Below are 14,257 nucleotides of genomic sequence, written 5' to 3'. Positions count from 1 at the left end.
GGCAACGATTCGCCACATTTGAGATTTATTCAATCAAATGACGGGGTTGCGACTTCTGCGCGGCTCGCGCTGATTGCCGCGACAAAGACGGTGATAAAATCGGGACTTGATGTCCTCGGCGTCGAGGCGCCCGATGCGATGCGCTAAAGTCTCGAATCGACGATTTGGTGCGGATCGAATCCGCACTCGATATTGAGGGGTTTCGCAATGTCCTCGCAGAATTCATTTTCGCGGCCGGCCGGGGGAAGGCCAGCTGCAAATCCTGCCGATCAGGACCGCTTGCGCCAGCCCTCCTGGGTCAATCCCCAAGCTCAATCGGGTTATCCACAGCAGCCGGCGAACGCATGGCCACCGCCGCAGCAGCCGCAGGCTCCGCACGATGCCTATGGGCAGCAGACGGGTTACGGCCAGCCGCAGGCGCCGCAGCAGCATGACGATTATGGTCATTGGGGTGCGCTTCAGACCGGTCAGCAAACTGGGCATCAAAACGGGCAGGGCCGCCAGCCAGGCCCGGCTCAGAGCGATCCGTATGCGCCGCAATTCGAACCCTACGTCGCGCCCGGCAGCACGCCTTATGGGCATCAGCAGGCGTCGGGCTACGAGCAACAGTCGAATACGCCGCAATGGCCGGGGCGGGGCGGGGCTCCCGATCCGCGCGGGTTCGATGCCGGTGGCTATGACGGTGCCGGGTATGCGCCATCGCAAGTCGGCCAGGGCGGCGGGTTTGCGGATCCATACCGGCAAGAGAACGAACTCAGCTCCGCCGATTGGGCGGGACAGCCGAGCGAATTCGATCACGATGGTTATCAGCAGCAAGGGCGGGGCAACGCTCTCGGCTTTGCGACCGCTGAGGGTGGCGAACTCGATCCGGCCTATGCCGAGGATGATGGCGAATACGAGGATGAACCCGCGCCGCGCAGCCGCCGGCCGCTGATGGTCATGATGGCCTTGGCAGGAGCCATTCTCGTCGGCGGGGGCATGGCCTACGGCTACAAGAAGCTGGCGTCGTCCGGACCGCAGGGCGAACCGCCGATCGTCAAGAGCGAAGATTTCCCGTCGAAGACCAAGCCCGCCGACGCGGGCGGCAAGACATTCCCGTATTCGGATACGAAGATCATGGGCAGGCTGGGCGACGGCACGTCGTCAGAGCCGGCCGAGGCATCGCCGGATCAGGCGGCTGCCGCGCCCACAGATCGTGCGCAGACCGAGGACGCATCGAACAGCGGCGGTCCGCGCAAGGTTTCGACGCTTGTCGTCGGCCGTGATGGATCGATTCAATCTCCACCGCCCGAGGCGGCTGCACAGGATGCTGGGGTTCCAGGAACGTCGCTCGTCGACGTCTTCGGACAGAACGGACATGGCGCACCGGATCACGCTCGTGACGAACCGCAAGGCCGGCCGAACACGCCGGTCAGCGGTGATGATACGCCGGCTCCAATGAAGAAGGTCGCCGTCACGCCGGTCAAAATCAACGGCGCTTCTGCCGCGAAATCCGCGGCTGCGACGGGCAGCATCGACGGCGCGGCGACGCCTGTACCGACCAAAAAGCTGAAAAAGGTCGCGAAGGCCGAGACGGCCACGACGTCGGATGCGTATTCCGAATCGTCGCCGCCAGTGACGTCGTCCGGCGGTGGTACTGGGTTCGTCGCGGTGCTTGCGTCCGTGCCGCATTCAGCATCGAGCCGCATCGACGCCTTGAAGCGTTTTGCCGACATGCAGCAGAAATATTCGACGGCGCTATCTGGAAAAACGCCGGACATCGCGACCGCCAATCTTGGCGCGAAGGGCAGCTTCGACCGCCTGGTCGTCGGACCGCCCGGCTCGCGGCAGGAAGCCAACAACGTTTGCGCGCAGCTCAAAACTCAGGGCTATTCAAGCTGCTGGGTCACCTCGTACTGATACGCTGCGCAAACCGGAAGTCTTGGATGGCCGTCACGCTCAAATGTGCCGGCCGACTGGCCGTTTTTGCTTCTGGAGCGTCGGGATCCCCGCTGTAACTCGACGTGATTCGCCGCTGCGCGCGGGCCTCGTCTACGGCGAGGCTCGTAGGACATAGTCGGTGCTGCAACCTTTGGCGCACACATCCAGATAGCTGGGCGCTGACTTGCCCTCGTCTGAATCAGTGTAATGTCCGTGATACAGGTCCCGAGAGGGCGCCTTATCGGGACCAAATCCAGACGCAGATGATTGAAACGACGGGACAAGCCGAAACGGGCGCCGAAGCCGCAGGTTCGCCGGACTGGGAAAGCCCGGGCTTGGACGACATGCCGGCTGCGGGCGAGGCGTTTCTCGTCGATATCGAGGGGTTTGAAGGCCCGCTCGATCTTCTGCTGGCGCTCGCCCGGACGCAAAAGGTCGACCTCGCGAAAATCTCCATTCTGGCGCTGGTCGAGCAGTATCTCGTCTTCATTGCCGAAGCGCAGCATTTGAAGCTCGAAATTGCCGCCGACTATCTCGTCATGGCCGCGTGGCTTGCTTTCCTGAAGTCGCGCCTGCTGCTGCCTAAGGACAAGGAAGACCCCGATACGACGTCGGCGGAAGAGATGGCGCAGCGCCTGTCGTTCCGACTGATGCGGCTCAACGCGATGCGCGATCAGGCGGCGACGTTGCTGACCCGCCACCGGCTCGAGCGCGACGTGTTCGCGCGCGGGCGGCCGGAGCGCATCCAGGTGACGCGCGATACGACTTACACAGCGACGATTTACGACCTTTTGAAAGCCTACTCCGAGCAACGAAAGCGGACGATCAAGGTCGTTCACGTCGTCAAGGCGCGGCGCGTCTGGTCGATCAAGGAAGCCCGCCTGCGGCTCGAAAGGCTCGTCGGCGCGACCGTCGGGGATTGGGCCCAGCTCGACATGTTCCTCGACCAGTTTCTGCCGCGCAACGAAGAGGAACGCACGGCGCTTGCGAGTTCTTTCGGCGCGACGCTCGAAATGGCGCGGGAAGGGTTAATCGAGCTTCGGCAGGACGAGCCGTTCGCCCCAATTTATATGCGCAAACGTGAAGCAGGGGCGGAGTGGGAAAAGATCGGCTAGCGCTGCCGGAAACGCCGTTATAAGGGGGGCTTGAAAAGCCATGGTTCCGCCGAGACTGAGTGTCGTGTCGGACAATAGCCGCGGGATTGATGTGATGTCGGCAAACGACGATGCCGATAATGCGCACGAGCGAGCCGTCCCTGACGCGCTAAGCGATCCGGAGGCCGCCGTCGATCGCCTGACGAAGACGGCGCGGCGCGCGAAACTTCGCCGTCTGGAGGCGTTGCTTTTTGCGTCCTCGGAGCCCGTGGATGCGAAATCGCTCACGCGCTGTCTCGATGCCGGCGACGACGTCAATGCGTTGTTGAAAGAGCTTCAGGACGAATACAAGGATCGCGGCGTATCGCTGGTGCGCGTCGCCGGACGCTGGCAGTTCAGGACGGCGGACGATCTTTCCTATCTGCTCGAGCGGCAGCAGAAGGAAGAGCGCAAGCTGTCGAAAGCGGCGCTCGAGACGTTGGCGATCATCGCCTATCACCAGCCCGTCACGCGCGCCGAGATTGAGGAAATACGCGGGGTTTCGACGTCGCCCGGGACGCTCGACGTGCTGATGGAAACGGCGTGGGTCCGCCCACGCGGGCGACGGCGGGCACCAGGCCGGCCGCTGACGTACGGCACGACGGAAACGTTCTTGGTGCATTTCGGGCTCGACGCGATCAAGGATCTACCGGGCCTCGCCGACCTCAAGGCCGCCGGGTTGCTGGATGCCAATCTGCCGCCGAACTTCACGATGCCGGCGCCGACCGATGTCGCGGCCCTGATGCCGGACGAATTGCCCCTGTCCGATGACGGCGACGAAGATGCCGAGGACGACCAGGCGTCGCTGCCGCTCGACGAGGACGAAGGGGAAGCGGACGATGAAAGCGGGCCGCCGACGGAGGGTCAGGCGGACTAGGCGCAATTTGGCGCAGGCTGTTCGTTAACGAGATGGCATCTTGTAAACTTTAACGCGGCTTTCCAAGGTAAGGTCTTGGCAGGACATTCGCGTCGGGCTCATGATCCGAGTTCAGGGCGCTCCTGGCACTGTCTGCGATAAAGTGCTTAACTGCGTGCGGCAACTGCCGCCGAGAGGTTCCTATGGGTTTTAGTGCACAACACTTGCTTCTGTTCCTGATCATCGCCCTGCTGCTTTTCGGGCGCGGCAAGATCTCGGAACTGATGGGCGATGTCGCAAAGGGCATCAAGAGCTTCAAGAAGGGCATGGCCGAGGACGAAGAGGTTTCGCGACCGGCGCCGCGCACGATCGAGAACGAAGCGGCCAATCCCGATCGGACGAAGGTCGGCTGAGAGAGCCTTATGCGGTGCGTTCGCGGCTGATTCCGACAAGGTCATCTCATGTTTGACATCAGCTGGAGCGAGCTTCTGATCCTCGGGGTTGTGACGCTGGTTTTCGTCGGCCCGAAAGAGCTGCCGACATTGATGCGCACGCTCGGAAAATATGCGGGCGTCGTGCGCCGTCACGCGAACGAGTTCAAATCGCAGTTCGACGCCGCGATGCGCGAAGCCGAACTCGAAACGATGCGCGAAGAAGTCGAGAAAATGCAAACCTCGATCAACACCGAGGTGATGCGCGCGACGGCCGATGTCGATGAGGCCAGCAAGCTCGCGCGGGTCGAGCTGCCGTCGACGGCAAATACGATTGCAGCGGAAAATTCTTCCGACATTTCGAAGACACTTGCACCGCCGATGCCGGCGCCGCCGCGCGGGGAGACCTGAGCGATGCTGGAGCGGTTGCCGCCGTCGACGCCGTCGAGTGATGAGCCATCGCGCGACGGACAGGATGACATCGACGCCAGCAAGGCGCCGCTGCTCGATCATCTGATCGAACTCAGGCAACGCCTGATCTGGGCGCTCGCGGCGTTCGTCGTAATGTTTTTCGGTTGCTTCGCGGTCGCGGGGCACATCTACAACGTGCTTGTCTGGCCTTACATGTGGGCGTCCGGCGACGATCACGTCAAGCTCATCGCGACGCACTTTCTCGAACAGATCATGACGCAGGTGAAACTGGCGATGTTCGGGGCGGCGTTCCTGGCGTTTCCCGTCATCGCGACGCAGATCTACAAGTTCGTCGCGCCCGGTCTTTATCGTAATGAGCGCCGGGCGTTTCTGCCTTATCTGATTGCGACGCCCGTGCTGTTCGTCATCGGCGCGATGATGGTCTATTTCATCGCGATGCCGGTGCTGATCCGTTTTTCGATCGGATTGACTCAACACAGCGGCGCGGGCGTTCCGACCATCGAGCTGTTGCCGAAAGTTTCGGAATATCTGTCGCTGATCATGACGCTGATCTTCGGCTTCGGGATCGTGTTTCAGCTGCCCGTCATCCTGACGCTGCTGGCGCGGACCGGGTTCGTAACGTCGGCGATGCTGAAAAACGGGCGGCGCTATGCGATCGTCGCGATCTTCGCGGCGGCGGCCCTGCTGACGCCGCCTGATGCGCTCAGCATGGTGATCATGGCGTTGCCGACGGTTGCGCTCTATGAGCTTTCCATTCTCGCTGTGCGCTTCGTCGAGAAGCGTCAGGCTAGCCCAGGTAATTAGTGCAAGCGATCATCCGCGCCGGGCGCTGCGGGTGGACCGCTCCGCTGGCATCGTATACGACGGCCTTTGACACAGACATCGTGACGAGGCCCGACCGTGTTCGACATCAAATGGATCAGAGACAACGCTGAAGCCTTCGACGCGAGCTTGAAGCGCCGCGGGCTGGCACCGCAGGCGGCTGCGTTGGTCGCGCTTGACGATAAGCGTCGTGCGACGTTGACCGCGCTGCAGGAGGCGCAGTCACGCCGGAACGCGGCCTCGAAGGAGATCGGCAAGGCCAAGGGCGCGAAGGACGAAGCGACGGCAACGCGCCTGATGACGGAAGTTGCGGATCTCAAGGAAACGATCGCCAAGGGCGAGGACGACGAGCGTAAGCTCGATGCGGAGATCAAGGCGGCGCTCGACGTCATTCCGAATCTACCGCGTGCGGACGTTCCGGACGGCGTCGATGAAACGGGCAATGTTGAAGTGCGCCGCGTTGGGACGCCGGCACGTTTTGATTTCGCGCCGAAGCAGCATTTCGAAATCGGTGAAGCTCTGGGCTTGATGGATTTCGAGGCGGCGCAGAAAATTTCCGGCGCGCGGTTCGTCGTGCTGAAAGGTGCGTTGGCGCGGCTCGAACGTGCGCTCGCGAGCTTCATGCTCGATCTGCACACCGGCGAGTTCGGCTACACGGAAGTCAATCCGCCGATCCTGGTCAAGGATCAGGCTGCCTATGGCACGGCGCAGTTGCCGAAGTTCGCGGAAGATCTGTTCAAGACGACGAACGAGAAACTGACGTTAGAAAAAATAGGAGAGTACTTCGAGAAAGTAGCTCTGAGCGATCCCACTACGAATAGAGTTCTTTTGGCATTAGCAGAAAAAGCAATTCGTGAGGGCACTCAGTTCTATCTGCTTCCGACGGCGGAAATTTCGCTGACAAATCTCGTTCGCGAACAGATCATCGACGAAGCGCAACTGCCGATGCGCGTCACGGCCTGGACGCCGTGCTTCCGTTCGGAGGCGGGCGCTGCGGGAAAAGACACGCGCGGCATGATCCGCCAGCACCAGTTCTCGAAGGTCGAGCTTGTCTCGATCACGACGCCCGAGACATCGCTCGACGAGCACGAGCGCATGACGTCATGCGCGGAAGAGGTTCTGAAACGCCTTGGGCTGCCGTTCCGCACCATCGTTTTGTGCACGGGCGACATGGGATTTGCGTCGCAGAAGACCTACGACATCGAAGTCTGGCTTCCGGGGCAGAACGCCTATCGCGAGATTTCATCATGCTCCGTGTGCGGTGATTTCCAGGCGCGGCGCATGGATGCGCGCTATCGGCCGAAAGATGGCGGCAAGCCGGTTCATGTGCATACGCTCAACGGTTCGGGGCTGGCCGTCGGGCGCACGCTGATCGCGGTGCTCGAAAATTATCAACAGGCCGACGGCACCGTCATAATTCCCGATGCGCTCAGGCCTTACATGGGCGGACTTACGAAGATCACGGCGGCCAGGACGGCATGAGCGCGCTTTCAACGTTCGATATTGTCGTAATCGCGTCCGATTTCGAAGACGAAGAGGTGCGCGGCAAGCGCGGCTATCTCATCGGCGAGGTTACACAGACCCAGATCGCCGTCTTCGTCTACGATCTGGAACGCGTCTGGTGCCTGCATCCCGATGACGTGCGGGCGATGGGCGAGCGGGATATCGAGGCTCAGAATTATCGCGGTCCTGTGATCCGCGTGAACAGTCATGGCGAGATCGTCGGTTAGTATGCGCATTCTGATCACCAATGACGACGGCATCAACGCCAAGGGGCTCGAAATCCTGAAGGCGATCGCGCTCGGCATTTCGCCGGACGTCTGGACGGTGGCGCCGGAGACCAATCAGTCGGGTACCGCGCATTCGATGACGCTGCATACGCCGCTGCGCTTGCGCACGATCGACGAGCGCACGCACGCCGTGACCGGGACGCCGACCGATTGCGTGATCATGGCGGTTCGCCACATCCTCAAGGATCAGCCGCCGCAACTCATTCTGTCTGGCGTCAATCACGGTTCGAACCTCGCCGAGGATGTGACGTATTCGGGAACCGTCGCCGCGGCGATGGAAGGCGCGCTGCTCGGCATCCACTCGATTGCGCTGTCGCAGATGATGGGATTCGAGGACGGCGAGCGTCGGGCCATCTGGGATACGCCGCTCGCGCACGCGCCGCAGGTCATCCAGAAATTGCTTGCGCAATCCTGGAATCCGCACGTGCTGATGAACGTCAATTTTCCGGACACGGCGCCGGAGAACGTCGCGGGTATCGCGGTGACTGCACAAGGCATTCGCGATCAGGCGCTGCTCAACATTGACAGCCGTTCCGATCCCTGGGGGACGCCGTATTTCTGGTTCGGTTTTGAGCGGCGCATGTCGACGCTGGTTCCCGGAACCGATCTTGCAGCGATCGCTGAAAATAAAATTTCGATCACGCCGTTAAGTGTCGACCTGACCGATCGGAGCGCCGCCGAGACGCTCGCCGCGCGGCTCGGCTAATCGGTTCTGCGAGATACAACCCGGCCCGCGAAAGTCGCCGGAAAGCCGAAATCTATTCGCGAATAAAGCGCAATTCTCACCTAATGGAATAACCATGGGGCGCTGTTTCACGCGGCGCCTTTCGCAGATCGTTTTTCACTTTCAATCCATGCCGGGTATGCGAGGGGCTCGCAAATCGGCATGTACGCATCGCTACTTCTGGATTTGGGGCAAATCCGGCTGGAAGCGTTTACCGCTCGTTAACCTGTTAAAGGTTAATGGATGGTGCGAGTAGAGGTGCGTACCATGATTAATTGTTTTGGCGTAAGCCACGGCGGGCGTTTCTGCCTCAAGTCCGCAGCGGCGGTATCGACCGTAATTGCCGGTTTCGCAATCGGGGGCTGCAGCGCAGATGTGACGCGCTTCGATAGTGCGTCCTTCAATCTTAACGATCCGCCCGACTCTCGGCCGATCCCATCCCAGTCGATCCGGACCAGCGCCCTGAACGACAGTCCAGGTGTCGCATCGTCGTCGCCGCGCGGCCCTTATGGCGCCGGGGCGTCGTCGGTTCAGGTCGCGGCATTGCCAGATGCCGGTCCGAGCTATCAGCCCGTGCCGTCCTATTCGCCGCCGGCTTATAATTCGCCACCGGCGTACACGCCGCCGGCGCGTTCGTACGATGCCAAGCCGTTTGGGCGTGCGCGTTCCGAAGCCGCGCCGAGCGAGCGGGCCGCGCCGTCTGCGATGGCGAGCGGCGAGGAAATCGTCGTGCAGCCAGGTGATACGCTCTATTCGCTGTCGCGGGCGCATCACGTTTCGCTTGCGGAGCTGATGTCGGCCAATTCGCTCAGCAATCCGAATGTGCACCCCGGCCAGAAATTGTATCTGCCGAGCGCGGGCGGAATGCGGGCAACGCGCAGCAGCGTCGCCGCTGCGAAGGCGGTTGAATCCGCCCGACCCGCACCGGCTCCGCTCGCTGAGCCGCCGCACGATGTCGCCGCGAATTACAGCGCGACGTACACGGTGAAGCCGGGCGAGTCGCTCTACGGCATCGCGCGTGCGCACAACGTGAAATTCGCGGAGCTGCAGCAGGTCAACGGCATCACCGATCCGCGTCGTGTGAAGCCGGGCGTCGTGCTGAAGGTTCCGGGCGGCGCGAGCGCGGCTGCATCCGCATCCGCTCTGGCTTCGCAGCCGGTTCCATCGGCTCCCGCAAGCGTCGCCGACAATGCGCCCCCCGCCGTCGTTCCGCCGCTGGCGGCAACCGAGAAGGGATCGGATATCCCGGCCTACGGTCAGCCGTTGTCAACGCGACCGACGATCATCAACAGCGAACGTCGCGTTGCGGCTTTGGATACCGGCAAAATCAGCGATGCGTCTCCGGCAGCGCCGCCCGCCACTCCGGCGCCGTCGGTCGCTTCGTCGGAACCTCCGGCGAGCATGCCGATCGCCGCTGAGGCCAAACCGGCGAAGGTCGAGCCGCTGAAGCCCGAGCAGAAGGTTGCGCTGGCGGCTCCGGCTGCGGCGTCGGCAGTTGCCGACAGCGTGAAGCTCCGGTGGCCGACAACGGGCCGCGTCATCGCCGGATTTGGCGGACGTCCTGATGGCACGCATAACGACGGCATCAATCTCGCCGTGCCGCTCGGCACCGAAGTCCATGCCGCCGAGTCGGGCGTCGTCGCGTATTCCGGCAACGAGCTCAAGGGCTACGGCAATCTCGTGCTGCTTCGTCACGACAACGGCTGGGTGACTGCGTACGCCCATAACGACGAGCTGCTCGTGAAGCGCGGCGACAAGGTGAAACGCGGTCAGGTCATTTCAAAAGCGGGCAAGACAGGGTCCGTCGATCAGCCGCAGGTTCATTTCGAATTGCGTCAGGGCTCGAGGCCGGTGGACCCGACACCTTACCTCGAAAAACTCTGACGTTCCGTCCTAGCGTGGGGACTAAGCGCTGGCACTGAGGGAAACGGAGGAGCCGGATCATCTGATCCGGCTTCTTTTTTTATTGGCACTTGGCGACTCCGCTTCGCGGAGCTGGCCGCCACAGGGAGCGCGAAGATTAAATCTTGTCGGTCGGTGTCTGCAGGCGACCGGCGAGGTCTTGGACGTACTGCCAGGCGACGCGGCCGGAGCGCGCGCCGCGCGTCGTCGACCATTCGAGCGCGTCGCGTTCGAGTTCATTGTCGTCGATCTTCAGCTTGAAATGTGCGACGTAGGTCCGAACCATCGCCAGATAGTCATCCTGGCTGGCGTTGTGAAATCCGAGCCAGAGTCCGAAGCGGTCCGACAGCGAAACTTTTTCCTCCGTCGCCTCGCCCGGATTGATGGCCGTCGCGCGCTCGTTGTCGATCATGTCGCGGGGCATCAGATGCCGCCGGTTAGACGTCGCGTAGAACAGCACGTTTGTCGGCCGCCCCTCGATGCCGCCCTCGAGAACGGCTTTCAAGGATTTGTAACTCGTATCGTCGTGGTCGAATGAAAGGTCGTCGCAGAAGACGATGAAGCGATAGGGTGCGGCCTTGAGATACGACAGGCAGCGAGGGAGCGAGTCGATATCCTCGCGCTGAATCTCGATCAGTTTCAGTTCGCCGAAGCGGCTCAATGCGTCGGCGTGCGCGGCTTTGACGAGACTCGATTTGCCCATGCCGCGAGCGCCCCAGAGGAGCGCATTATTGGCGGGAAGTCCGGCCGCGAACCGGCGGGTATTATCGAGCAGAATGCCGGCCGTGTGATCGATGCCCTTGAGCAGGGCGAGCGGCACGCGATTGACCTCGGGGACCGGCTCGAAGCGGCCGGGCTCCGCGTGCCAGACAAAGGCGTCGGCGGCTGCGAAATCGGGCGTCTCTACGGCTGGCGGCCCGAGACGCTCCAATGCGTCGGCGATCCGTTCCAGAAGTGGCCTTATTGCTTCAGCGTCGCGCATTTGCCGTCCAGTGGGCTATCTATTGGAAACAGCGTGTTTAATCGCTACATCCACCAATGCCAACGACAAACGGTGCCGCCGCTCTGTGGTTGCAAATGGGCTCCCGGACACTATAGTCCGCCCGAATTTGATTGAGCGCTCCCCTGAGCCTAACGGGCCCGGGGCAAGGGTGTTTTTCTCCAGTCTCATCCAGAGGATCCTACCAGCCGATGTTCACGACACCCGCATTTGCGCAAGCCGCCGCCGCAAGCCCCTTGGAGCCCTTCGGCGGTCTGCTGATCCCGATGCTGCTGATGCTCGGCATCTTCTATTTTTTCCTGATCCGTCCGCAGTCACAGCGCGCCAAGGAGTTGCGTGAGCGCGTCAACTCCGTCCGCCGTGGCGATACGGTCATCACGTCGGGCGGTATGGTCGGCAAGGTGCTGAAGGTTTCCGATGCGAGCGATGAAATCGAGGTCGAACTCGCGGAGAACCTTCGCGTGCGGGTCGTTAAGGGCACGCTGCTCGAAGTTCGTTCCAAGGGCGAACCTGTCAAAGACGCAACGTGATTTAAGTCGCGATTGCATGCGACTATAGCGGGCGGTCCTCGCGCCACCCTGCCTTGCCCGCACATTTAAAGATTCGAGACCCTTGCCATGCTACACTTCACTCGCTGGAAAGTCTTTGCAACCCTGCTGACTTGCCTTGCAGGCTTGCTCTTGGCGCTGCCGAACTTCTTTTCGAAAGAAACGGTGCAGTCATGGCCGTCCTTCATGCCGAAACAGCAATTGACGCTCGGCCTCGACCTGCAGGGCGGCGCGCATCTGCTGCTCGCCATGGACCAGGACGAAATCAAGAAGGATTGGATCAACAATCTGCGCGATGAAGCCCGCAAGGAGCTTCGTGACGCGAAGATCGGGTTCACGGGCATCGGCACTCAGGGCTTGACGCAACTTGTCGTCAAGCTCGCGAAGCCGGAAGAACAGGACGCCGCGCTCAAGGCGCTGAACAAGGTCAGGCAGCCGATCGGCAACGCGCTGCTTGGAGCAGGCGCCTATGACGTCGAAGTTTCTTCTGGTTCCGAACCCGGGACCATCGTCATCAAGGAAAGCGACGCGGGACTCCGGCAGCGCGTCGCCAATGCGGCGTCCGCCTCGATCGAAACCATCAACCGGCGCGTCAATAACCTTGGAACCTCGGAATCGACGATCGTGCGCCAGGGCGCCGACCGCATTCTCATTCAGTTTCCGGGTCTCAAGGACACGACCGATCTCAAGAAGCTGATCGGCGAGACGGCCAAGCTGACCTTTCACGAGGTGCATGCGTCCGTTTCGGCTGAAGAAGCCAAAATGACCAAGGTTCCGACGGGCTTCAAGGCCTATCCGGGCGACAAGGGCGAAGGCGGCGGCGAGTTCCTGCTGCGCGAACAGCCGGTCGTGCAGGGCGCGGACCTCGCCGACGCACAGCCGGGGTTCGACAGCCGCAATGGCGAGCCGGTCATCAACTTCCGTTTCAACCAGATCGGCGCGCGCAAGTTCGCGAACTTCACTAAGGATCACGTCGGCCGGCCCTTCGCCATCGTGCTCGACGACAAGGTGCTGTCCGCGCCGGTCATCCGCGAGCCCATTCTTGGCGGCTCTGGACAGATATCGGGAAGCTTCACGGTCGAAGGCACGAACACGCTCGCGGTTCAGCTCCGGTCGGGTTCGCTGCCGACGAAGCTCACGATCGTAGAGGAACGGACTGTCGGTCCTTCGCTCGGCGCCGACTCGATCTCTGCCGGTAAGCTTGCCGGCGTCGTCGGCGGTCTCGCGGTCGTCGTTCTGACAATACTATATTACGGCACCTTCGGAATTTTCGCCTGCGTCGGTCTCTTCGTTCACTTGATCCTGACGTTGGCTTTAATGACGATGATCGGTGCGGTGTTGACGCTGCCTGGCATTGCGGGCCTCGTGCTCGGCGTGGCCATGGCCGTCGACGCCAACGTTCTCATCTACGAACGTATTCGCGAAGAAATACGGGTCGGCAAGATGCCCATATCGGCGATCGATGCCGGGTTCCAGCGCGCTTACGTGACGATTCTCGATAGCCAGCTGACGACGCTTGCTTGCGCCATCATCATGTTCTGGCTTGGCTCAGGTCCGATCCGCGGCTTCGCCGTGACGCTGTCCATCGGCATCATCACCTCGATTTTCGCTTCCGTGACCGTCGTGCGATTGCTGATCTCGTATTGGCTCAAGGCTCAGCCCAAGGGCCGTGCGATCTACGTTCCCGTCTAGGAGACCTACCCCGTGCTTATGAGATTGATTCCGGTCTTCAAGGGTTTTGACTTCTTTCCTCACGACCTGAACCTGCCCTTTATGAAGGTCAAAGGGCCGGCGCTGGCGCTATCCATCATCGCGATAATGGCGTCGATCGCGCTGATCGCAATTCATGGTCTGAACTACGGCGTCGACTTCAAAGGCGGCTCGCTGATCGAGCTCAAAACCAAGAGTGGCGCCGCCGATATCAGCGCGCTGCGTGAAAAACTGAACGGCATCGGCGTCGGTAACGTCCAGATCCAGGAATTCGGCAGCCCTGACGACGTGCTCGTTCGCCTCGAGGAACAGCCGGGTGGAGAACTGGCGCAACAGGCGGCCTTGAAGAAAGTCACCGATGCCACGTCGGAGAATTACGTCGAGCGGCGTGTCGAAGTTGTCGGGCCTGCGGTATCGAGTGAACTGCGCATGACCGGCTTCATCGCCGTCGCCGCCGGTATCCTCGCTATCGTGGCTTACGTCTGGTTCCGTTTCGAATGGCAATTCGCGCTGGGCGCGGTGCTGGCGCTAACGCACGACGTCATCGTGACGATGGGTATTTTTGCGCTGTTCCAATTCGAATTCGACCTATCGACGGTCGCGGCGCTGCTGACCATTCTCGGCTATTCGGTGAACGATACGGTCGTCGTGTCGGACCGTATCCGCGAGAACTTGCGCAAGTTCAAAAAAATGGAGCTTAACCAACTTCTGAACCTGTCGATCAACGAAACGCTGTCGCGCACGATCCTGACCGGCATGACGGCGCTCGCGGTGCTGATCTCGCTCTATGTTTTCGGCGGCGAGGTGATCCGGAACTTCAACCTCGCGATGCTGCTCGGCGTCGTGATCGGAACCTATTCGTCGATCTTCATCGCGGCTCCGTTGCTCGGCTATCTCGGCGTCAAGCGCGACTGGAGCGATCTGGCGGCGAAGGCGGTTGCCGCGACGAAGTCGAAAGCCAAGGCCTAAGGCCGCGAGGGGAGCGGCGC

At 61.5% G+C, this 14,257-nt stretch carries 15 protein-coding genes; 14 read left to right on the top strand and 1 reads right to left on the bottom strand.

Features of this window, described 5'->3' with window-relative positions; genetic code table 11:
* Window positions 1-18 precede the first annotated feature (18 nt).
* The 11 genes from WC026_RS15075 (at window position 19) to WC026_RS15025 (ending at window position 9,992) form a co-directional block, all read left to right on the top strand.
* On the top strand, window positions 19-147 hold the full coding sequence (locus tag WC026_RS15075) for a DALR anticodon-binding domain-containing protein (protein ID WP_372711831.1): 129 nt from the start codon (window positions 19-21) through the stop codon (window positions 145-147).
* A 60-nt stretch (window positions 148-207) separates the two neighbouring features.
* On the top strand, window positions 208-1,899 hold the full coding sequence (locus WC026_RS15070; RefSeq protein ID WP_372711830.1) for an SPOR domain-containing protein: 1,692 nt from the start codon (window positions 208-210) through the stop codon (window positions 1,897-1,899).
* Window positions 1,900-2,183: 284 nt separating this feature from the next.
* Window positions 2,184-3,035, top strand: a complete 852-nt coding sequence (locus WC026_RS15065) for a ScpA family protein (protein ID WP_372711829.1) — start codon at window positions 2,184-2,186, stop codon at window positions 3,033-3,035.
* Between the two features lie 40 nt (window positions 3,036-3,075).
* Window positions 3,076-3,930 (top strand): SMC-Scp complex subunit ScpB, encoded by an 855-nt coding sequence (gene scpB / locus WC026_RS15060; RefSeq protein WP_372711828.1) that lies wholly within the window; start codon window positions 3,076-3,078, stop codon window positions 3,928-3,930.
* Between the two features lie 182 nt (window positions 3,931-4,112).
* The gene (locus WC026_RS15055; protein WP_372711827.1) at window positions 4,113-4,322 is read left to right on the top strand and encodes a twin-arginine translocase TatA/TatE family subunit; all 210 of its coding nucleotides are present in this window, start codon (window positions 4,113-4,115) and stop codon (window positions 4,320-4,322) included.
* A gap of 48 nt (window positions 4,323-4,370) precedes the next feature.
* Window positions 4,371-4,751: a Sec-independent protein translocase protein TatB gene (gene tatB / locus WC026_RS15050; RefSeq protein WP_372711826.1), complete on the top strand. Its 381-nt coding sequence runs from the start codon at window positions 4,371-4,373 to the stop codon at window positions 4,749-4,751.
* A 3-nt stretch (window positions 4,752-4,754) separates the two neighbouring features.
* A complete protein-coding gene (gene tatC, locus WC026_RS15045; RefSeq protein WP_372711825.1) occupies window positions 4,755-5,576 on the top strand; it encodes a twin-arginine translocase subunit TatC in 822 nt (273 codons plus the stop codon).
* A gap of 96 nt (window positions 5,577-5,672) precedes the next feature.
* Window positions 5,673-7,076 (top strand): serine--tRNA ligase, encoded by a 1,404-nt coding sequence (serS, locus tag WC026_RS15040; protein ID WP_372711824.1) that lies wholly within the window; start codon window positions 5,673-5,675, stop codon window positions 7,074-7,076.
* Window positions 7,073-7,324 (top strand): hypothetical protein, encoded by a 252-nt coding sequence (locus WC026_RS15035; protein ID WP_372711823.1) that lies wholly within the window; start codon window positions 7,073-7,075, stop codon window positions 7,322-7,324. The genes serS and WC026_RS15035 overlap by 4 nt, the downstream gene beginning before the upstream one ends.
* A gap of 1 nt (window position 7,325) precedes the next feature.
* Window positions 7,326-8,090 (top strand): 5'/3'-nucleotidase SurE, encoded by a 765-nt coding sequence (gene surE / locus WC026_RS15030; protein ID WP_372711822.1) that lies wholly within the window; start codon window positions 7,326-7,328, stop codon window positions 8,088-8,090.
* Window positions 8,091-8,375: 285 nt separating this feature from the next.
* Window positions 8,376-9,992, top strand: coding sequence for a peptidoglycan DD-metalloendopeptidase family protein (locus WC026_RS15025; protein WP_372711821.1), 1,617 nt, complete (start codon window positions 8,376-8,378; stop codon window positions 9,990-9,992).
* Between the two features lie 136 nt (window positions 9,993-10,128).
* Here WC026_RS15025 and WC026_RS15020 read toward each other — a convergent pair whose 3' ends face one another.
* Window positions 10,129-10,992, bottom strand: a complete 864-nt coding sequence (locus WC026_RS15020) for an ATP-binding protein (protein WP_372711820.1) — start codon at window positions 10,990-10,992, stop codon at window positions 10,129-10,131.
* Window positions 10,993-11,201: 209 nt separating this feature from the next.
* Between WC026_RS15020 and yajC the strand changes: the two genes are divergently transcribed.
* From yajC to secF, 3 genes are all read left to right on the top strand, one after another.
* Window positions 11,202-11,540 carry a preprotein translocase subunit YajC gene (gene yajC / locus WC026_RS15015; RefSeq protein WP_372711819.1) on the top strand — a complete coding sequence of 113 codons (339 nt, stop codon included), beginning with the start codon at window positions 11,202-11,204 and terminating at the stop codon, window positions 11,538-11,540.
* 87 nt (window positions 11,541-11,627) lie between these two features.
* Entirely contained in the window at window positions 11,628-13,250 is a 1,623-nt protein-coding gene (gene secD / locus WC026_RS15010; RefSeq protein ID WP_372711818.1) for a protein translocase subunit SecD, read from the top strand.
* Window positions 13,251-13,262: 12 nt separating this feature from the next.
* A complete protein-coding gene (gene secF / locus WC026_RS15005) occupies window positions 13,263-14,237 on the top strand; it encodes a protein translocase subunit SecF (protein ID WP_372711817.1) in 975 nt (324 codons plus the stop codon).
* Window positions 14,238-14,257: the final 20 nt, after the last annotated feature.

This window comes from Hyphomicrobium sp. (assembly GCF_041674905.1).
GTDB lineage: Bacteria > Pseudomonadota > Alphaproteobacteria > Rhizobiales > Hyphomicrobiaceae > Hyphomicrobium_B.
The sequence above is the reverse complement of the archived record's forward strand: the minus strand, read 5'-3'. Positions and strand labels throughout refer to the sequence as shown.